Genomic DNA, 20,879 nt, shown 5'->3' with positions numbered 1-20,879 from the left:
AATCATGACAAAGACAACAAAGCTTATCGGCGTCGCTGCCTTTCTGGCCCTGATCTTCATCGGTATTCCGGTCCTGATCGAAACCACCGGACGGCACGACCTCTATTACACGCTGACTTCTGTGGCGCTTCTCTCCATCGTCAGCGGCGGCGTGTGGCTCACCTTCTATATCGGTCGCATCAATATCGGTCAGGGCGCCTATGCCCTCATGGGTGGATATGTCTCGGCAATTCTGATGGTGAAATATGGCGTCTCCTTCTGGCTGACGCTGCCTATTGCCGGGCTGTTCTGCGCCTTTGCCAGTATCCTGATCGGCATTCCGATCCTGCGGCTTCGCGGCGTTTATTTCGCCATGGTCACGCTGGTTCTGACCGAAGTTGCCCGCCTTCTGGCAATGGCGCTGCCCATCACCAATGGCGCCAAGGGCATGGTCAGCATTCCGATGCCGGGCGGCATATCGCTGTTCGGCCTGACCATCCTGCCGGATTTCGCAACATTGCAGAACCCGCGCGCGGCCTTCTATTTCGTGTCCATCGTGCTGATGGTGCTGTGCTTTGCCGGGCTCTACCGTCTTATCAATTCGCGCATCGGCGGTCTTTGCCAGTCGCTGCAGCAAAATGAGGAACTTGCTTCGTCAATTGGTGTCAACATCACCAATCTGCGTGTGCTGGCCTATGCGATCTCGTCATTTCTCGGCGGGCTTGGCGGTGCGATGTTCATTGCGATCTCGCAGTCGATCTATCCGTCGAGCTTCACGGTCACGGACTCGGTCAATTTCATGCTCAACTGTTTCCTGGGCGGGCTTGGCTATGTCTTCGGCCCGATCGTCGGAACCTTCGTGCTCTATTTCGGCTGGGACTTCCTGTTCCAGACCGGCAAGTTCCAGCTTCTCATCTTCTCGAGCGTTCTCATTATCCTGATGCTGTTTCTGCCGAACGGACTTCTCAGCCTCAGACTGACCGGAAAGAAGGGAGCTGGATCATGAGCGATCTTCTGGAAGTCAAGAACCTGACCAAACGCTTCGGTGGTCTTGTTGCGGTCAACGATGTCTCTTTTTCAGTGCGCGAAAAGGAAATCCTGTCGGTTATCGGGCCGAACGGCGCGGGCAAGTCCACGCTGTTCAAGCTGATCGCCTCATTCCTCAATCCTACGACCGGCGAGGTCCGGTTCAAGGGCGAACGCATATCGGGGCTGGCGCCGCATATCGTGGCACGAAAGGGTGTGGTGCGTACCTTTCAGGAAACCACCATCTTCAAGGGCATGACAGTGCGCGACAATGTGATTGTCGGTCACCACCTGCGCGCCAAGGCAAGTTTCCTTGGTTGCTATGTGGGTTCAAGCCTTGCCCGTCGGGATCAGGAGGAATTCGGGCGTTCCGCCGATGAAATCCTGCAGTTTCTGGGCCTGTGGAAGCAGCGGGATGAAGTTGCACAGAACCTGCCGCATGGCCATCTGCGTGCGCTCGGCATTGCCATCGGTCTCGCCACGGAACCGAAGATCCTGCTTCTGGACGAACCTTTTGCCGGGATGAACCATGACGAAACCGTCAAGGCGGTGGAAATGGTGCGTGCGGTCCGCGACCGGGGTGTCACGGTGCTGTTGGTGGAACACGACATGCCGGCGGTTATGAATATTTCCGATCGGATCGTCGTCATCAATTTCGGGCAGAAGATTGCCGAAGGCACGCCAAAGCAGATCCAGGAAAACGAGAAGGTGATTGAAGCCTATCTCGGTGCAGAAGACGAAACGATTGGATATTGACCATGGCAGAGCTTCTCAAAGTTTCCGATGCCGAACTCTATTACGATCACGTCTATGCGCTGAAAGGCGTTTCGCTGAGCGTTCAGGAGGGGGAAACGGTCGCGCTGATCGGTGCCAATGGTGCGGGCAAATCCTCGATCCTGCGAGCGATCACGGGGCTGAAAAAAATCCGCAAGGGTGAAATCCATTATGAGGGTCGCCGCATCGACGGCACGCGGTCGGATGAGATCGTCAAGATGGGGATTGCAATGGTGCCGGAAGGCCGCCGTGTCTTTCCCTATATGAGCGTGCGCGACAATTTGATGATGGGAGCGTTCACCCGCTCCAGCAAAGCGGATATCGCCAATACGCTGGAGATGGTTCTGGGGCGGTTTCCGCGCCTGAAGGAGCGCTATTCGCAGGCCGCAGGCACGATGAGCGGCGGCGAGCAGCAGATGCTGGTCATTGGGCGCGCGCTCATGGCCAAGCCGAAGCTTCTGCTGCTGGACGAACCCTCTCTCGGGGTCGCGCCAAAGCTGGTGCAGGATATCGCCCGCTCCATCGTCGCGATCAATCGCGATGAAAAGGTAAGTGTTCTTCTGGTCGAGCAGAATTCCCGCATGGCGCTCCGCATTTCGCAGCGCGCCTATGCACTGACAACCGGCAAGATCGTCCTGTCCGGCAATTCGGAAGAACTGGCGACAGACGATCGGGTCAAGAAACTCTATCTGGGCGGGGAGATTTGACACCAGTGTCTTGTGAATGATTAGGCAGAGCGTTTGAAAAGACGCTCTGGACCATCCAGAACGAAAACAAATATTTCGATGGTTCGAGGAAAATGGAAATACTTGTCATCAACCCCAATACGACTGCATCGATGACGCATAAGATCGGTGAAGCCGCGCGCAGCGTGGCTGGTGCCGGTACGACAATCATCGCGACCAATCCGCTTGACGGACCGCCAAGCATCGAAGGCTATTTCGATGAGGTCTTTGCCATTCCCGGCATGATCGGGGAAATGCAGAAGCGCCCGACCGCCGATGCCTGCGTCATCGCCTGTTTCGACGATACCGGCCTTGATGCTGCACGCTGCGCCGGAACCATGCCGGTGATCGGTATCGGTGAGGCGGCCTTTCACATGGCAAGCCTGATTGCCGGAAAATTCAGCGTCGTCACCACATTGTCGCGTTCGGTGCCTGCCATCGAACACAATCTTTCGCGCTATGGTCTCATATCGCGCTGCGCCCGTGTGCGGGCCAGCGACGTGGCCGTGCTCGACCTCGAAATTCCGGGATCGGATGCACACAACAAGGTGTCAAGCGAGATCGCAAAAGCCATCCGGGAAGACCATGCCGAAGCCATCGTGCTTGGTTGCGCGGGCATGGCCGACCTTGCCGCTTCCCTTTCAAGGGAGCACGGATTGCCGGTCATCGACGGCGTAACCTGTGCGGTGAAGCTGTGCGAAAGCCTTGTGGGGCTCGGCTTACGGACATCCAAACTGGGAGGCTATCAGTCACCGCGAATGAAGGGCTTTCAAGGTATTTTTGAACCTTTTTCGCCCCGAAACTGACTATTCACGCAGGAATTGGGCGGGAAAACTGATGTCCGGGTGATTTCAATCGGGTTTGTGTATCAGAACTCGCGACATTGTTGACACTCGCCGGACCTGTGTTCGATATGTAAGAGAATAAATAGCGGATTTGCGGATGCTGTATCGCCTGATCGCATTCACCCTTTGAACAGCTTCTATTGGATGACGATGAACCTGGCTGCGACCAACACGACAGACCAAAACGGCGGAAATGCGCGCTGGCTTCCGGTCTATAACGGCTTGCGCGAAGCGGTTGTAAGCCATCGTCTGCTTCCGGGCACCAAGCTGCCGGAGGACGAGCTGGCGACAATCTATTCCGTCAGCCGCGCCTTCGTGCGCTCTGCCCTGCAGGCGCTGGCCCATGACAGGCTCGTGCGGCTGGAACCCAATCGCGGTGCCTTCGTGGCCGAGCCGTCACGCGAGGAAGCGCGCGAAGTGTTCGAGGCACGCTTGCTGATCGAGCCGCAGGTGGCGGCTCTCGCAGCAAAGGTCATCGAGCCCCAGCAGGTCAAACAGTTGCGGCAGCATCTCCACGACGAGCATGAGGCCCTTCATGCCGGGCGCGACAGCGAGGCGATCATGCTGTCAGCGCTTTTTCACACGCATCTGGCCGAGATTTCGGGACACTCGATCCTGGCGGGTTTCGTCGGCGATCTGCTGCCGCGTTCCTCGCTCATCATTTCGCTCTATTGGGAGCGGCGCGAGACGACCTGCCAGAGCGACGCGCATCACGCGCTGGTCGATGCCATCGAACAGCACAGAAGCGACGATGCCGCAGCCTTGATGAAGACCCATATTCTCGACCTTCTGGCGGGTCTCAATCTCGAGCGCGTCGAAAAAGAACAGAAGCGTCTTTCGGATATTCTGCGTTAGAGCGCGTTTCGATCTGATTGAATCAGATCTGCGCTCTAACTCTTCTATTTCAGGCATGATCTATCGATCTTCGTTTCACTCCGGTCGGATTATGCTTTGGAACATGGCGCGAAACGGTGCATTCACGACAGCGCAAAAGCTCCGGATAAAAGAAACCGTCCAGGCTTCAAAAATGGACGCAAGGATAAGTTTCCGGATTCTACGCTAACGACTCATGACTTCAGCCCGGCTATCTTCAATCATCTAGTAAAGCAATCGGAAAATACCGTCCGGCGCGCCTCTATTCGAGCGCGTTGAAGGAATTTCTTTGATTTTTTACCAGATGACGCAAGCGAAATAGTAGCGTTGGAGATTCTCGTGAGTATAAACTTCAGATCATCGGGTATATCTGCAGAGCGCATGTCAACACGGCGCATTCTGGTAGCAGGCGGCGCCGGATTTCTTGGCTCTCATCTTTGCGAACGTCTTTTGAACGAAGGAAACTTCGTCATCTGCGTCGATAACTTTTCGACGGGCCGGCTTGAGAACCTGCGCAATCTCCTGCGTTACGACACGTTCAGCTTCGTGCGCCATGATATCGTTAACCCGATCGATCTGCCGGTAGACGAGATTTATAATCTCGCATGTCCTGCATCGCCGCCGCATTATCAGGCTGATCCGGTGCATACGATGAAGACGAGCGTTATCGGCTCGCTCAATCTGCTCGAGCTTGCAGCGCATTATCAGGCACGGATATTTCAGGCTTCGACATCGGAAGTGTATGGCGACCCGCAAACACATCCGCAGCCGGAAGCCTATTGGGGCAATGTGAACTCGTTCGGCCCCCGGTCCTGCTATGATGAAGGCAAGCGCTCCGCCGAAACGCTGTTCTACGATTTTCACAAGCAGTATGGCGTCGATATCCGTATTGTGCGCATCTTCAATACCTATGGCCCGCGCATGCGGCCCGATGATGGCCGTGTCGTGTCGAACTTCATCGTTCAGGCGCTCAAGCGTGAAGACATCACCATCTATGGCGATGGTTCCCAGACCCGTTCCTTCTGCTATGTCGATGACCTGATCGAAGGCTTCAGCCGGCTGATGAACAGCCAGGTTCAAAAGCCCGTCAATATCGGCAATCCGGGCGAGTTCACCGTGCGTGAACTGGCCGAGCAGATCATTGCACTGACAAATTCATCCTCGCGCATTGTCTATCGTCCTCTGCCCACCGATGATCCGCGCCAGCGGCGCCCGGACATCATGCTCGCCAAGCGCGAGCTTGGCTGGGAGCCGCAAATTGCGCTGGCCGAAGGACTGAAGCAGACGATTGCCTATTTCGAACGCCAGTTGGTCAGGCCATCGGGCGAACTCTTCGAGGTGGCGAGATGACACGGCGGACCATACTCGTCACCGGTGGCGCCGGCTTCATTGGCAGCCATACGGCCAAGCTTCTGCACGGAAGTGGATTTTCGCCGGTCGTCTATGACAACCTGACGACGGGTCACCGGTCTTCCGTGCGCTGGGGCGAGTTTGTCGAGGGCGACACGCTTTCGCAGGAGCAGCTTATCGCTGCCATCAGGACCTTTGATCCGGCAGCCATCATCCACTTTGCGGCCTCGGCCTATGTGGGGGAATCCGTCACGGACCCCGCAAAATATTATCGCAACAATGTCGGCGGCATCCAGTCCGTTCTGGAGGCCAGCCGCCTGACAGGCGGACGCCCGATCATTTTCTCATCGAGCTGCGCCACTTACGGCATTCCGGATGTGCTGCCGATCCGCGAAGGCGAAACGCAGAATCCGATCAATCCATATGGCCGCACAAAGCTGATCGCGGAACATATGCTGGCCGACTATTCGTCAGCCTATGGCATGCCCTATGCGGCGCTGCGCTACTTCAATGCCTGCGGTGCCGATCTGGATGGCGAACTGGGCGAAAAGCACGATCCCGAAACTCATCTGATACCGCGCGCCATGCTGGCTGCGGCGGGCATGGCGGATTATCTGGAAGTCTACGGCGACGACTACGAAACGCCGGATGGCACCTGCATCCGCGACTATATTCATGTGGTCGATCTGGCGCGGGCACATGTGCTTGCAGTCGAACATCTCCTGAATGGCGGCGGCAATCTGGTCCTTAATCTGGGAACCGGGCGCGGAACGTCCATCAAGGAAATCGTGGATGCGATAGACCGGTTGACCGGACGCACGGTGCCTGTCGAAATGCGTGCGCGCCGGGCAGGCGATCCGCCGGTGCTTTATGCCGATCCGGCTGAAGCGGCAGCGAAGCTTGGCTTTCGCACGCTCCATTCCGATCTCGACACGATCATTCGCACGGCTGCGCCCTTCTTTGGTCTGGAGATGCGGACATGACACGGCGCGAACTTCATCCAGTCATTGATGGCGATACAGGCGAAACGGAACCATTGCTGGCGCCCATCTTCACTGGCCGCAAGCGGGCGGAATATGTGGTGGGCATCGTCCTGTGGGCCCTCGCCATCGCCTATTTCTGGCAATGGTGGTTCATCAGCGCAAAGCACAATCATCTGCTCGGCTCCATTCTGGTGACGGCACTCCTGGCGTGGATCACGATCCTGCCGCTTTACTTCATCACGGTTTTCTTCCACGCAGCGCGCCCGACCGGCCCGCTTCGCATTCCTGCCGGAAGCCGCGTCGCCATGGTCGTCACCAAGGCTCCGTCAGAGCCCTTCGAGGTCGTGGCTGAAACATTGCGCGCCATGCTGGCGCAGGATGTGCCGCACGATACCTGGCTTGCCGATGAGGACCCTTCGCTCTCGACGCTTGCCTGGTGTCGTGAGCATGGCGTGTTCGTTTCCACGCGCAAGGGCCGCGCCGACTATCATCGGCAGACCTGGCCGCGCCGTACCCGGTGCAAGGAAGGCAATCTTGCTTTCTTCTATGATCACTATGGCTATGAGCGCTATGATTTCGTCTCGCAGCTCGACGCCGACCATGTGCCTGAACCGGGCTATCTCTTCAATATCCTGCGGCCTTTTGCCGATCCGGCTGTCGGTTATGTTTCCGCACCGAGCATTTGTGATCGCAATGCGCATGAAAGCTGGTCGGCGCGCGGACGTCTCTATGTGGAAGCCAGCATGCATGGCTCGCTGCAAGCCGGTTACAATGGCGGCTTTGCCCCGCTCTGCATCGGCTCCCATTATGCGGTGCGCACGGCAGCGTTGAAGGAAATCGGCGGTCTCGGGCCGGAACTGGCCGAAGATCATTCCACGACCCTGTTCATGAACGCGCATGGCTGGCGTGGTGTCCATGCGCTGGACGCCATCGCCCATGGTGACGGCCCGCGCACCTTCGCCGATCTCGTGACGCAGGAATTCCAGTGGTCGCGCAGCCTTGTGATGATCCTGCTGCAATATACGCCGAAGCTGATCGGGCGGCTGCCGCTGCGCCTGAAGCTCCAGTTCCTGTTCTCGCAGCTCTGGTATCCGCTCTATGCATTCTTTCTGGCGCTGGCATTCGTACTGCCGATAGTCATTTTGGCTTATGGCGATAATTTCGTCAGCGTTACCTATCCTGCCTTCCTGATGCACTTCCTGCCGCTCTCGCTCGTGACCCTGGTGCTGGCATTCTGGTGGCGGTCCAGCAAGACATTCCGTCCGGTCGACGGCAGGATTTTCAGCTGGGAAGCGATGCTGTTCCTGCTGGCGCGGTGGCCCTGGGCTCTGGCTGGCACCTTCGCAGCCTTCCGCGACTGGCTGACCGGTTCCTTTGTCGATTTTCGTGTCACGCCGAAGGGCTCATCCGAGGTCGATCCGGTCCCGTTGCGGGTGATCGCTCCCTATGCGCTGATCTCCGGTCTCTCCATCCTGCCGGTGCTCGTCGTCAGGGATGCTCATGAAACGCGGGGCTTCTTCATTTTCGCCATCGTTAATGCGTGTTCCTACCTGTTCCTGATGGCGATGATCGTGATCCAGCACACCCGCGAAAATCGGGTGCGGATGACAAGCCGCCTCTATCGACCGGTGTTGGCATGCAGTTTTACGGCGCTGGTCGCGCTGACCGGCTTCACGACTGTTGAACGCGGACGCGACGGCATCGAGGCACTGAGCTGGGGCACGAAAAGCTTCACGATATTTGACGACCGCTTCTCGGTCGCCGGTGCCGGTGTGGGCGGACGCGATCTCCACCGGACAATTTTCAATCCACGCTGGCGCACGGATGCTGCCAGCACAGAGAACTAGGCGAAAGAGGCGCGACGATTATGAAGATCGCTGTTATCGGTACGGGATATGTCGGATTGGTCAGTGGCACGTGTTTCGCAGCATGGGGACACGAGGTCGTCTGTGTCGACAAGGACGCCCAGAAGATCGCCCGGCTGGAGCGCGGCATTGTGCCGATCTACGAGCCGGGGCTGGATGAGCTGGTGGAACGCAACTTCGCCTTTGGCCGGCTCAGCTTCACGACCAATCTGGCGGAAGCGGTCAAGGGCGCGGAGCTTGTCTTCATCGCAGTCGGTACACCAGCGCGTGCCGGACACGGCGATGCGGACCTGTCCTTTGTCTATATGGCCGCCCGCGAGCTTGCGCCATTGATCGACGACTATAGCGTCGTCGTGGTCAAGTCCACCGTTCCGGTCGGCACCGGCGATGTGGTGCAAAAGATCATCGGCTCGGTTCGCCGACCGGGCACATTCTCCGTTGCGTCCAATCCGGAATTCCTGCGCGAGGGTGTGGCTATCCGCGATTTTCTGGAGCCCGATCGCGTCGTCATCGGGGTGGAGGACGAGCGCGCACGTTCCGTGCTTGTCGCCCTTTATGCTCCGCCGCTTGAAGCTGGAAAGACGCCAATCGTGATTACGCAGCGCCGGACATCGGAGCTGATAAAATATGCGGCCAACGCTTTTCTCGCTACCAAGATCACCTTCATCAACGAACTGGCGGATCTGTGCGAGGAAGTCGGCAGCGATGTCACCGAGCTGGCGCTTGGCATGGGGCTGGACAAGCGTATCGGCACCAGCTTTCTCAATGCGGGGCCGGGCTATGGTGGTTCCTGCTTCCCAAAGGATACGATAGCGCTGTTGCGCACTGCCCAGGATCACGGGGTCGCCCTGCGGCTGGTCGAGGAAACGGTTACCGTTAATGAAGCGCGCAAGCGTCGCATGGCGCTGAAGGTTCTGGATGCGCTCGGCGGTAGTGTCGAAGGCCGGACGATTGCCGTTCTCGGTCTGACATTCAAGCCCGATACGGACGATATGCGTGACGCGCCGTCCATTCCGCTTATCGAAACCTTGCAGCGTTTCGGTGCCAGAATTCGGGCCTTTGATCCGGCAGGAATGGAGAATGCACGCCGTCTTCTCAGCGATGTCGATTTTTGTGACGACCCCTATGATTGTCTGAACACAGCCGATGCGGCGGTGGTCGTGACCGAATGGGACAGCATTCGCAAGCTTGATCTCGTTCGGATGAAACAGGTCATGCAGGACGCGGTGCTCGTCGATTTGCGCAATGTCTTTTCACCGGCGATTGCCGAAAATCTGGGCTTCCGGATTTCGACAATCGGTCGTCCCGTTCAACAGCGGCAGGAAACAAGACCAACAAACGTTCTGCCGCACGCGCGCATCCGTCAATCGCAAGAACCCTTGGCGGGTGCGCGCAACCTGAAGGTCGTGGGAGGTTCAAATGAAACATTCGATGTTTGAAGGCCAACGGTCCCGGTATGGCTGGCGCATGGACAGGAGCAGAGGCGTTCTCACACTCTTTGTCCTGCTGGCCGGGCTCGGCACGCCAGCCGGTGCGGCAACGGCTACGGCAGATGGTTTGCCCGATGGCGCCCGTGTGATGACACCTGCAGAGCTTTACGTGCTCTATCGCGACAAGAACTGGCAGTGGGCCGATGGCGCTGGCCGGATGGAAAGCCAGAACCGCCGTTTCACCGCCCGCATCGATGGCGACAAGGGCAAGGCCTGGGCTGAAGGCCGCTGGCGGATCACCTGGTCGGGCCAGATGTGCTTCGATGCGAAATGGCATCTGGATCAGGGCGTCTTCCCGAACAAGACCTGTTTCTCCCACCGCATTGCCGATGGGACGATCTATCAGAAACGCGAGCCGGACGGTGTCTGGTATGTCTTCCGCCACGCTGGCGGAAACAAGGATGACGAAGCGCGCAAGCTCGTCTCCATCGAAACAATAACGCCAAAAACGGAAGCGCTGAATCTGGCGCTGCCCGTCGCGCAATCGCCAACGCAATAAAGGAGGCGGCGATGAAAACCTCATATAAAATAGCAACGGCCATTCTTTGCGGTGGGATGCTTTCAACTGCTGTTTACGCGGCAAGCGGTGTCTCGGGTGCCAATGTCGATACGCGCAACATGTTCCATGACAAGCGCCCGGTCATAACCCCGCAATCCATCACGTTCGGGGCCTATGATCCGCACGGGGATTTCACCAACGATCCAAATTCCCGCATCGAGCATCTGTTCCTGCCCTGGGAAGATGTGGACCTGACCAGCCTGTCGACCGCCGATGCCTATGCGCAGGAACGGGGCCGCGAATTGCTGATCACCATCGAACCTTGGTCATGGGCTCGCGACTGGCGCGTTGCGCCAGATGATCTTCTGAGCGGCATCGTGCGTGGCCGCTACGATTCAAACATGGCTGCCGTCTGTTCTGCTGCTTCCAAGCTGAAGAGCCCGGTCACCATTCGCTGGGCGCAGGAAATGGACGACAAGGCTGGCCAGTTCACCTGGTCCTACTGGCCGGCTGAGGGTTATATCCGCGCCTATCAGCATGTTGTCAGTGTCTGCCGCAAGTCACTGCCGCACGCCAAATATATGTGGTCGCCGAAGGGTGAAGAGGGGCTTGAGGCCTATTATCCGGGCGATGGCTATGTCGATGTCATCGGCCTGTCGGTGTTCGGCTACGAAACCTACGATATGCTGGAACTCGGGCGCGCATCCACCTTCGTCGAACGGGCAAAGCCCGGATATGACCGGGTTGTGGGTTTCAAGAAGCCGATTGTCATCGCCGAGCTCGGCTATGAGGGAAGCGATACCTATGTCCGCGCCTGGGCACAGGAGACCAACAAGCCGCAGCCCGAATTCCCGAAACTGACAGCGGCCGTCTACTTCAATGACCGCGAAGTCTATCCGTGGCCACGTGGTGTCGGGCGGCCTGACTGGCGGGTTGCGAACCATCCGCTTGATTGATCCGGAGACGCGAATGCGTCCCGTTTTAATCATGCTCTAACGTCTGAACAGGAATACGACAATGTTTTCGATCCGTTTGAGAACCGTCAGCGCGGCGCTGTCCGTGCTTCTTCTGGCAGGCGCTGCCGATGCGGCGCCGAAGCCGAAGACCGAAGATCCGGTTGCCATCAAGGCTGCTGCGGCGTCACCACTCTCAGCCCGGGCGCTTGAGGCGCTTTATTCCGGCAGAACATGGAAATGGAAGGATGGCGGTGGCTATTTCTCTGCCGACAGACATCGTTTCATCGCCTGGTCGCAGAAGGGCAGGGTCTGGTCCTATGCACAGGGGCGCTGGTATGCCACCGACAGCGGCAAGCTCTGTCTTCAGGCCTATTGGGTCAGCAAGACGGGGAGCAGCAGCGATACGACCTGCTTCCTCCACCGCGAACAGGACGGCGTCATCTATCAGAAGCGTTCGCTGGGGGGCAGTTGGTATGTCTTCCGCAACAATCCCCCCCGCCCGACCGATGAGGCAGCCAAGCTGTTGCGCGGTGACCGTATCAGCAAGGGACTGGCAATCATGAAAGCCAAGGCGAGATGATATGATCGCCGGGCAAGCATGCCGGCTCGCTGATCAGTATCGAGTTCTGGCGAGCCGGTATGCCTTGGAGCGTCTCCCGAAAGCCGTTTCGCGGTGGCCAGATCGTGCACTAGTAACTTTATGAATCTAGTGGATTTTTCGAATTTGACGTTTGGAACAGGATTGATATCGGACGGGTATCAAACGTCAAATTCAATCCACTAGTCGCGGATGAAGCAGCGGGATTTCTGGCCGAAGCCGCTTGGCGTGCAGACATAGGATGTGCCGGTCGCATATTGCGATGCGGAAACCTTGATGACCTTCGCGGATGCGGGCTTGTTGAAGCGAGCTTGACTGCCAATCTCGAACTTGGCGAGATAAACGGAGACCGTTGCGCTTTTCTGCTTGCGGATATCCTTGGCTTCTGCACCTGCCGTCAGGCAAAATGAAGCGGACAGTCCTACGACGATAGCGGCAGCCCATTTCAAGCCGTCGCGGCGTACAGCATATGCAAATACATTGTTCATGCGATTGCCTCCGGTTGTTATTACCGTGCTTTCTATCGGATGCGTTTTAATATTCTGGCCGGATTTTCATGAAAATTTTCATCAAATGGGACGTAAACAACCTGTTTCACAGGCGGTTCTGAAATCTGCAATGCTTCCGGTCAAATCCGGGACGAAGCCGGTGATGCGGGTGTTCGCCGCGCAAGAGGAATATCGGCTACAGGCCTGAACGGTTACCTGGCTGATAATGTTCCGGCTTATTTTGATTTTATGCGCGAAAATGCTAATATCCACGCAGGGACTTGGGTTGCGGTCTCCGCGGCTTGAGCCTTCGGGTTGGTTGAGGGAGTTGCCGTGACATCCCCGAGCGACAAGGCTACGCGTGATCTGAAGCCCGATTTTGTGGAGCGCCGCCAGTCAGCGCGGCTGCCGCTTGCGCCGCTTGGCGAAGACGCCCGAAGCGCCAATATTCTGGCCCCGCTGGTATTCACGACTGAACAGCTTGAACCTGCCGTCCAGTTCGCTGCATGGCAACAGCATGTAGCTCCTCTCTATGAGGTGCGTATGCCCGATGGCGTCAATGCCGCTGATGGCTTCGCTGTTACCCAGAAAGTCTGGAATCTGCATGGAATGCTGCTGATAGAGCAGAGCGTTCCGTCGTTCAGTTATGAGCGTACGGCGGAAAAGGTTCGTTTCAGCCCGATCGACCACTGGCAGATCAGCTTTTTGCGTCGTGGCCGCACCTGGACCTCCGTGGATGGCCGTGTGGCGGAAAACGAGCCCGGCATGATCAATATCCGGTCGTTTGGCTATCCGTTTCGTGGTCGTGCGCTGGCAACGGAAGTGGTGCTTCTGATTATTCCCGTCGATCAGTTCGCCGCTTTGGGCGGCATGCCGGAAGCCTGCAATAATGCGACGCTTGGAGGTTATCGCGCCAAGCTGCTGATCGACTTCGTATCGACGATCCAGGCGGGGCTGGGCCATATAACAAGCGAAGACCTGCCGGAATTGCGCGACGCCCTGCGGCAGCTCGTATTCGACACCATCGCCCCTCTGGTGAGGGAAAGCGATATGAGCGAGCATAATGCATCTCTGGGGCTGATGACCAAAGCCAGGCGCTTCATCCAGAAAAACCTCCTGTCGCGTGAACTCACGCCCGATGCGCTAAGCAAGGAACTCGCCGTCTCACGCACACATCTCTATCAACTGTTCGAAGGCTCGGGTGGGGTGCTTAGCTATATCCGCCAGAAGCGGCTGCTTGCGGCACATGAAATGCTTGCCGATGCATCGGAAAACCGCAAAGTGTCCGATATTGCGCAACTGTTTGGCTTCGATACGGCGGCCAATTTCACGCGGGCCTTCACGCAGCAATTCGGCTATAGCCCGAGTAATGTCCGCAAGTCGCTGTCGCGAAACGACGGCCTCAGCGACAATCAACCGGACACAAACCGCTCCCTCACCTTCTCGACGCTGTTACGAACACTGGCAGCCGCTGGTGGGTAAAATTCTGAAAGAATGATCGTCATCTTTTGACGATTTCCAAGGGCGGTTTCCGGGCGGGCATCGTTCAAGCATGTCTCCCGAAAGTGGGAACCGGTTTCGGGATAAAGACATGCATAAAAACAAACAGATAGAGCATTTCCAATGATTGAAATGCTCTAATTGCTGTCCGGCAAGCGTTGAAAATGATTGATTGCCCCGTCGAGAGACACCCATTCATGCTTCGATTGTTCGAACACTGACAGGGTGGGCGGGGCAAAAGCCGGATCGGCAAATGTACCAACCGCTACGCCGATCAGGGATGGGGCAGCTTCGGGCAGCCAATAAACGGTTGAACCGCAAGCCGGGCAAAAGTGCATCCGGACCTTGCGGCCGCTTTCTGCGATACGAACGAATTCTGTCGATGTGCCTGAAATTTCAACGCAGTCTATCGCATAGAAGGCATTCGCGCTGAACGGCGCGCCAGTTCTTCGCTGGCAGGCGAAACAGTGGCACAAAGCCGTCAATTGTGGTGGCTGGTGAGGCGTCACTGTCAGATTTCCGCATGCGCATTGAGCATAGGTCATGGATTTCTCCTGCAAGGTGAGATCGCATCGTCTGAAATGGAATGGGGATATTGCCCAAATGGCCAGAAAGGAGCTGGCGGGGGCATCGGGTTCGGCTGCAATTCTGGCAGCATCTGAACCGAATACTGCGCATTATCATCTCTCCGCACTCTATCCGCAAGCTCGGCTGGATAGAATTTCTCCCGCTTGCTTTTGCGCAAGATATTGCGGACGTTGTTGTCGGACTCCCATTCGGGAGAACACATGGGAGGAAAGACATGCAGCATTACAGACTGAAATCGCTTTCCCTTGCCGCAGTCATTGCCGTTGCAGGCCATCTGCCTTCGGCTTACGCGGCATCACCAGCGCCGGCAGAAGGCCAGAATGGCATGGTGGTTACGGCCCAGCATCTTGCCTCGCAGGTCGGTATCGATGTGCTGAAGAACGGCGGCAATGCCGTCGATGCGGCTGTCGCGGTCGGCTACGCGCTGGCGGTTGTCTATCCGACGGCCGGTAATCTCGGCGGAGGCGGCTTCATGACCATCCGCTTCAAGGACGGGAAGAGTACCTTTCTTGATTTTCGTGAACGCGCGCCGCTCGCTGCCACCAAGACCATGTATCTGGACAAGGATGGCAAACCGGTCGAAGGCGCCAGTACTGAAACCTATCTCGCCATCGGCGTGCCAGGCACGGTGGCAGGCCTTGAGGAAGCACGCGAAAAATATGGCACCCGCAAGCGCGAGGAGTTGATCGACCCGGCACTGAAACTTGCCAAGGACGGCTTTACGCTGGAGCTGGGCGATATTCTCTCCTTTGCCGATGGCAATGAAAGACTGGCGAAAGACCCGGCAGCTGCCAAGATCTTCCTGAAAGACGGAAAACCGATTCCATTGGGTGAAAAGCTTGTCCAGCCGGATTTGGCGAAATCGCTTTCAGCCATTTCGGAAAAAGGCCCGGCAGCCTTCTATCAGGGCGATATTGCCGATCTGATCGTCAAGTCGAGCAAGGAAAATGGCGGCATTCTCGCCAAGGCCGATTTCGAGCAATACAAGGTTCGAGAGCTGGAACCGGTGAAGTGCAGCTATCGCGGCTATGACATTGTTTCATCGCCGCCGCCTTCTTCGGGCGGACTGATCATCTGTGAAATCCTGAACGTGCTTGAGGGTTATCCGATTTCCTATCTGGGTTACGGCTCGGCAGAAACCACGCGTTTGATGGTGGAAGCGATGCGCCATGCCTATGTGGACCGCAACACGGCGTTGGGCGACCCTGATTTCGTCGAAAATCCAATCGAGAAGCTCATCAGCAAGGCCTATGCTGCAGAAATTCGCAGTCGTATCGACCCTTATCGTGCCGGTGTCAGCGAAGCGCTGAAACCAGCCGAATTCAAGGAGTCCAACGAAACCACGCATTATTCCATCGTGGACAAGGATGGCAATGCTGTCGCCGTGACCTATACGCTGAATGGATCGTTCGGCACGGCCAAGGTAGCCGAGGGTACCGGCATTCTTCTCAATAACGAGATGGACGACTTCACGATCAAGCCGGGCGTGGCCAATCTCTATGGCCTCATACAAGGCGAAGCCAACGCCATCGAACCACGCAAGTCACCGCTTTCCTCGATGAGCCCGACCATCGTGTCGAAGGATGGCAAGCCATTCATGGTCATCGGCAGTCCCGGCGGATCGCGCATCATCACGATCACGCTCGAGGCAATCATGAATGTCATCGATCACGGTATGGACATTCAGGAAGCGATTGACGCCCCGCGCATCCATCACCAGTGGCTGCCCGACCGGGTCTATATGGAAGCGAACGCGCTTTCGCCGGATACGATCAGGCTGCTGACCGGTATGGGCTATACCGTCGGTGAGGATCATGACTGGCCGGTCTGGGGTGAGGCAGCAGGCATTCTTGTCGGTGGCAAGGATATGGCAGCCATCGAAAAAGGCGGCGACAACCGCTATTATGGCGCTATCGACAGCCGTGCCGTCGCAGGCGCCGCAATAGGATACTAGAGCATTTCCTGTTTTGACTGAATTATTAGAAATGCTCTATCTGTTTGTTTTTACGCATGTCTTTATCCTGAAACCGGTTCCCAGTTTCGGGAGACATGCTCTAGTGTCGAATACCGCTTTGCCGGTAGCCGAAGGCACAGACAGAGCGAGGAGACGAGATGAATTCACGTCTCCTCAACATCTGCGTTGCATCAAACCGCGCTTTTGTCGGTGATCCGTGCGCTTTTCAGTATTTCAATGACCATTTCGGAGGCCTTGTTAAGCGAACCGACTGGCAGAAACTCGTAAATCGAGTGGAAGTTGTGCGCGCCGCAGAACAGGTTCGGGCATGGCAGCCCTTTTTCGGACAGCACCGCACCGTCATAACCGCCGCGCATCGGCAGCGGTGTCGGTGTCACGCCTATTGTCTTCATGGACTGAAGGGCAAGCACGACCGGGTAGCGATTTTCGCCCTGCAGGCTTTCGGCGGCGTTCCGGTAGACAGCCTTGTAGTCCACGTGAACCGTGCCGTCGCCGTGGAGCTGGTTGAAACTTGCGGCGAGGTTCTCGATGAACGCACGGCGTGTTTCGTAACCGTCGTTCGTGAAATCGCGGATGTCGATAATCAGGCTGGTCTCGGCAACGGTCCCCTGAATGCCCTTGGCCCAATAATAGCCTTCGGTGCCTTCCGTATATTCCGGGCGCTCGCCGCCCGGCATCATTGAAATGAATTGCTGGGCATAGAGAATGGCATTGCGCAACTTGCCCTTGGCCGACATCGGATGGGCCGGCTGGCCCTTGAAGGTGAGGCGGAATTCACCGGCATTCCAGTTCTCATACACGATCTCGCCAACCGCACAGCAATCGAGCGTATAGGCGAAATCGGCTTTCAGTGACGCGACGTCGAGTGCCTTGGCTCCGAGCAACCCGATTTCCTCATCGGGAACGAAGACCACCTTGACCATGCCGTGCTCGATTTCGGGGTGAGTGGTCAGAACCTGCATGGCATGCATGATCTCGGCGATGGCGGATTTGTTATCGGCGCCGAGCAGGCTGGTGCCGTCCGTCACGATGATCCTGTCCCCGACGTAACGTTCCAGCTCGGGGAATTCGGCACGCCGCATGACGGCGCCAGTCGCTTCATTGAGCAGAATATCCCCGCCCTGATAATCGACCACATGGGCGCGAGTGTCAGTCGTATATTCGCTGGACGTATCGAGATGGGCGACCCATGCAATCGTCGGATACTGCCGATCGGCATTCGAGACATTGGCAGGCAATGTGCCGACAACGATCGAGTGGTCACGCTCTTCAACGTCCATTCCCATGGCGCGCATTTCGCTGGCGAGCAACTTTGCGAGATCGGTTTGTCCCTCGCTCGACGGGAGTTTGCCTGCATTCGGCACAGCGGTCGTGTTGATGCGGGTATAGGCTAGAAAGCGGTCTACGATATCCATCATATTTTCTCGGCTATTGGTCGGAAACGCACTCCAACGGGGCGTGAAAGAAGAATAGCGGGCGTTTAGAGCGCGTTTCGATCTGATTGAATCAGATCGGCGCTCTAAATTTTTCTTTTCAAAGCATAATCTTACCGATCCTCGTTTCACTCCGGTCGGATTATGCTCAATGCCCGCTACCCGGAATTTATCGCCAGTTATCGAACCGGCGCAGGAAAAGACTTATTCCTCGATATCGACGTCTTCGAAAAGATAGCCGCCAAAGGGATCGATGCGGAAATCTTTGACTTTCTTGCTGATTGGCTGCTCGACAATCTGATGAGCAATGGTCAGCCAGGGAGCCTGTTCCTTGAAGACGACCTGCGCCTGCTCATAGAGCTTGGTGCGCTCGGCCTGATCGGTCGTCAGCTTGGCGGCCTGAATGAGCTTCTCGAAATCCTGATTGCACCAGTTTGCGCGGTTGGCACTGCCGATCGCCTGACAGCTCAAAAGTGCGGCCAGGAAATTGTCGGGGTCGGCGATGCCGCCGGTCCAGCCAAGCATGACGGCGCCATCGCGGTCCTTTTCCAGCGAACGCTTGAGATATTCACCCCAGTCATAAGTGACGATTTCCGCCGTCACGCCCACCTTGGCGAAGTCGGACTGCATGAGTTCGGCTGCGCGGCGCGCGTTCGGCATATAGGGCCGCTGCACGGGCATGGCCCAGATCTTCATCTTCAGGTCTTTGACGCCCGCTTCATCGAGCAGCTTGCGCGATTGTTCGGGGTCATAGGGATCATCCTTGACGTTCTTGTTGTAGCCCCAGACACTCGGCGGCAATGGGTTAACTGAAACGACTGCCGAGCCGAGATAGACCGCATCGATGATCGCGGCCTTGTTGACCGCCATGTTCAGCGCCTTGCGGACACGTACGTCGTCAAACGGCTTCTGCTGGGTATTATAGGCGAGGAAGGAAAGGTTCAAACCTTCCTTGTGCAGCATTTCGACTGCCGGGTCCTTCTTCATTTCCGCAATATCGGCGGGATTGGGAGCGGCGATGACATGGCATTCGCCCGACTTCAGCTTCTGATAGCGCACTGCCGCGTCCGGTGTGATCGCAAAGATGAGATTGTCGATCTTCTGCTTGCCTGCCCAGTAATCGGGATTGGCCTGATAGCGGATGGCGCTATCCTTCTGATAGGCGACGAACTGATAAGGGCCGGTTCCGACTGGCTGCTGGCTGAACTCCTCAATACGGCCTTCCGCGACGAGCTTGTCGGCATATTCCTTGGACTGAATGACGGCGAATGTCAGCGACAGCGTCGAGATAAAGGTCGCTTCGGGATGCGCCAGCACGAACTTGACCGTGTGATCGTCAATCTTTTCGATTTTCTCGATCAGCGAAGGGAAGGAATAGGCCCCGAATTGCGGCCATGCGCCCTGATTGTAGTAAGGATTGTCCTTGTTTACCTGACGGTCGAACGTGAAGATGACATCGTCCGCATTGAATTCACGCGTCGGTGTGAAAAAACTTGTGGTGTGAAACTTCACGCCCTTTCGCAGATGAAACGTATATTCCTTGCCGTCGGCAGAAACGTCCCAGCTTTCCGCGAGGCCGGGTTCCAGTTCCGTCGAGCCGCGCTTGATCTTGATAAGTCCATTGGACACATTGCGCGCCGAAGCGTCATACACGGCGCCGGATGTCGTCTGCGCCGCATCGAACATTTCAGGAGATGCCTCGGAGCAATAGATCAATGTCTTGGCGAAGACTTGTCCGACTGCCGTGCTGTTGAGCGCAGCCGCGACCAGCGCGGCTGAAAATAGTTTTCCGTATGTATTCATGAGGCTGCATTCCCTTGCTGGCGACGCGACCGACCTTCGGCGGTGTGTTGTTCAGTATCGACTTTTCCAGCTGATTCTAAACAGCGGTGCAATTTTATATGAGCGCGCAAAGGCTCGCGAAGCAAGCTCAAAAGGTTCAGGAGCCGTGTACTAGCTGGCGCTGCCGGTTCCGGGCATCTCCGGGATCATCTGGCGCAGCAGGTTCCGCAGGATCGAACGCACGGCGACAGTTGCCGCTGACTGTTCGCGGTCGCGGGGCGTAATGAGGCGCACCTCGCGCACGATGGCGGGGTCTGTCAACGGGCGAGCCACGATGCCGCGACCGCGCAGAGCGGTGAAGGCATAGGCGGGCAGTACAGCGATACCGGCATTGACCTCGACCAGCGACAACACCGAGTGAATCTGGTTGACCTCCATGTGCGGTCTAAGCGCCAGCTTTGCCTGTTCGAAGCCGATTTCGGTCAAAAGCCGGATATTGCTTTTCTGGGTCAGCGTAATGATCGGCTGATTGTCGAGTTCGGTCCAACGGACCTGTTCATATCCGGCGAAATCGTGATCGGGCGACACGAAAACCATCAACTGATCGCGCAGTGCCGTCTGGCTTTCAACATCCGAGTCCTCACCGGAAAAGGTGCCGACGCCAAGATCGCAACGCCCGTTGCGAACCTGTTCGATGACGATATCCGGTCCGACATCCTCGATCTTGATGACGAGGTTGGGATGTTCGTCGGCCACACGGCGCACCAGACGCGGAAGCACTGTCGTGCATAGCAATGGCGGGGCGGCGATGCTGACCTGACCGCGCCGCAATTTCCCCAGATCGCGCACCACTTCGGCCGCGCGGTCAATTTCGGCAAGACCGGCAAGTGCGCCTTCAGCAAAGGCACGTCCTGCATCCGTCAGGCTGACGCGCCGTGTCGTCCGGTCGAACAGCCGTGTATCCAGCACCGTCTCCAGATCGCGGATGGTGTGGGAAAGATTGGCCTGGGTCGTCCTGACACGTTCGGCTGCGCGGGAAAAATTTCCCAGTTCGACCACGGCCTGAAAACATTCGATCTGGCGGAGAGTGGGGCGCATCGGCTCACTTATGAGTTTTTGTTTATGAATATATTCTACTTACAAGACTTCC

General features: G+C 57.0%; 19 protein-coding genes. 14 read left to right on the top strand and 5 right to left on the bottom strand.

What is annotated here, in order from left to right; all coding sequences use genetic code 11:
* Positions 1-4 precede the first annotated feature (4 nt).
* From F9K94_RS06615 to F9K94_RS06560, 12 genes are all read left to right on the top strand, one after another.
* Positions 5-985, top strand: coding sequence for a branched-chain amino acid ABC transporter permease (locus F9K94_RS06615; RefSeq protein ID WP_061347537.1), 981 nt, complete (start codon positions 5-7; stop codon positions 983-985).
* Positions 982-1,761, top strand: a complete 780-nt coding sequence (locus F9K94_RS06610) for an ABC transporter ATP-binding protein (protein ID WP_061347538.1) — start codon at positions 982-984, stop codon at positions 1,759-1,761. Before F9K94_RS06615 ends, F9K94_RS06610 begins: the two co-directional genes overlap by 4 nt.
* Before the next feature lie 2 nt (positions 1,762-1,763).
* Complete coding sequence (locus F9K94_RS06605) at positions 1,764-2,486, top strand: ABC transporter ATP-binding protein (protein ID WP_061347539.1); 723 nt, start codon at positions 1,764-1,766, stop codon at positions 2,484-2,486.
* A gap of 92 nt (positions 2,487-2,578) precedes the next feature.
* Positions 2,579-3,310, top strand: coding sequence for an aspartate/glutamate racemase family protein (locus F9K94_RS06600; protein ID WP_151644379.1), 732 nt, complete (start codon positions 2,579-2,581; stop codon positions 3,308-3,310).
* 189 nt (positions 3,311-3,499) lie between these two features.
* Positions 3,500-4,204 (top strand): GntR family transcriptional regulator, encoded by a 705-nt coding sequence (locus F9K94_RS06595; protein WP_061347690.1) that lies wholly within the window; start codon positions 3,500-3,502, stop codon positions 4,202-4,204.
* Positions 4,205-4,603: 399 nt separating this feature from the next.
* Positions 4,604-5,572, top strand: a complete 969-nt coding sequence (locus F9K94_RS06590; RefSeq protein ID WP_081104545.1) for a UDP-glucuronic acid decarboxylase family protein — start codon at positions 4,604-4,606, stop codon at positions 5,570-5,572.
* Positions 5,569-6,555, top strand: coding sequence for a UDP-glucose 4-epimerase GalE (galE, locus tag F9K94_RS06585; RefSeq protein WP_061347542.1), 987 nt, complete (start codon positions 5,569-5,571; stop codon positions 6,553-6,555). The genes F9K94_RS06590 and galE overlap by 4 nt, the downstream gene beginning before the upstream one ends.
* On the top strand, positions 6,552-8,402 hold the full coding sequence (locus F9K94_RS06580) for a glycosyltransferase family 2 protein (RefSeq protein WP_151644377.1): 1,851 nt from the start codon (positions 6,552-6,554) through the stop codon (positions 8,400-8,402). Before galE ends, F9K94_RS06580 begins: the two co-directional genes overlap by 4 nt.
* A 20-nt stretch (positions 8,403-8,422) precedes the next feature.
* Entirely contained in the window at positions 8,423-9,859 is a 1,437-nt protein-coding gene (locus F9K94_RS06575) for a UDP-glucose dehydrogenase family protein (RefSeq protein ID WP_151644375.1), read from the top strand.
* The gene (locus F9K94_RS06570) at positions 9,852-10,409 is read left to right on the top strand and encodes a DUF995 domain-containing protein (RefSeq protein WP_407922037.1); all 558 of its coding nucleotides are present in this window, start codon (positions 9,852-9,854) and stop codon (positions 10,407-10,409) included. The genes F9K94_RS06575 and F9K94_RS06570 overlap by 8 nt, the downstream gene beginning before the upstream one ends.
* 11 nt (positions 10,410-10,420) lie before the next feature.
* Complete coding sequence (locus F9K94_RS06565; protein ID WP_151644372.1) at positions 10,421-11,365, top strand: glycoside hydrolase family 26 protein; 945 nt, start codon at positions 10,421-10,423, stop codon at positions 11,363-11,365.
* Between the two features lie 61 nt (positions 11,366-11,426).
* Positions 11,427-11,945, top strand: a complete 519-nt coding sequence (locus tag F9K94_RS06560; RefSeq protein WP_151644370.1) for a DUF995 domain-containing protein — start codon at positions 11,427-11,429, stop codon at positions 11,943-11,945.
* Positions 11,946-12,145: 200 nt separating this feature from the next.
* Here F9K94_RS06560 and F9K94_RS06555 read toward each other — a convergent pair whose 3' ends face one another.
* Positions 12,146-12,451: a hypothetical protein gene (locus F9K94_RS06555; protein ID WP_061347548.1), complete on the bottom strand. Its 306-nt coding sequence runs from the start codon at positions 12,449-12,451 to the stop codon at positions 12,146-12,148.
* 333 nt (positions 12,452-12,784) lie between these two features.
* Between F9K94_RS06555 and F9K94_RS06550 the strand changes: the two genes are divergently transcribed.
* Entirely contained in the window at positions 12,785-13,933 is a 1,149-nt protein-coding gene (locus F9K94_RS06550; protein ID WP_151644368.1) for a helix-turn-helix domain-containing protein, read from the top strand.
* Positions 13,934-14,088: 155 nt separating this feature from the next.
* Here the strand turns inward: F9K94_RS06550 and F9K94_RS06545 are convergent, their stop codons facing one another.
* A complete protein-coding gene (locus tag F9K94_RS06545; RefSeq protein ID WP_151644366.1) occupies positions 14,089-14,496 on the bottom strand; it encodes a GFA family protein in 408 nt (135 codons plus the stop codon).
* Positions 14,497-14,753: 257 nt separating this feature from the next.
* Here F9K94_RS06545 and ggt point away from each other — a divergent pair, with 257 nt between their 5' ends.
* A complete protein-coding gene (gene ggt, locus F9K94_RS06540) occupies positions 14,754-16,493 on the top strand; it encodes a gamma-glutamyltransferase (protein WP_151644364.1) in 1,740 nt (579 codons plus the stop codon).
* A gap of 191 nt (positions 16,494-16,684) precedes the next feature.
* Here the strand turns inward: ggt and pepT are convergent, their stop codons facing one another.
* The 3 genes from pepT to F9K94_RS06525 form a co-directional block, all read right to left on the bottom strand.
* A complete protein-coding gene (gene pepT, locus F9K94_RS06535; protein ID WP_235920575.1) occupies positions 16,685-17,932 on the bottom strand; it encodes a peptidase T in 1,248 nt (415 codons plus the stop codon).
* A 219-nt stretch (positions 17,933-18,151) separates the two neighbouring features.
* Positions 18,152-19,750: an ABC transporter substrate-binding protein gene (locus F9K94_RS06530; RefSeq protein ID WP_151644362.1), complete on the bottom strand. Its 1,599-nt coding sequence runs from the start codon at positions 19,748-19,750 to the stop codon at positions 18,152-18,154.
* A gap of 150 nt (positions 19,751-19,900) precedes the next feature.
* Entirely contained in the window at positions 19,901-20,827 is a 927-nt protein-coding gene (locus tag F9K94_RS06525) for a LysR family transcriptional regulator (RefSeq protein ID WP_061347553.1), read from the bottom strand.
* Positions 20,828-20,879 lie beyond the last annotated feature (52 nt).

The sequence above is a fragment of the Brucella tritici genome (genome assembly GCF_008932285.1).
In the GTDB taxonomy this organism is placed as follows: domain Bacteria; phylum Pseudomonadota; class Alphaproteobacteria; order Rhizobiales; family Rhizobiaceae; genus Brucella; species Brucella tritici.
This window is presented reverse-complemented; position numbering and strand designations above follow the sequence as displayed.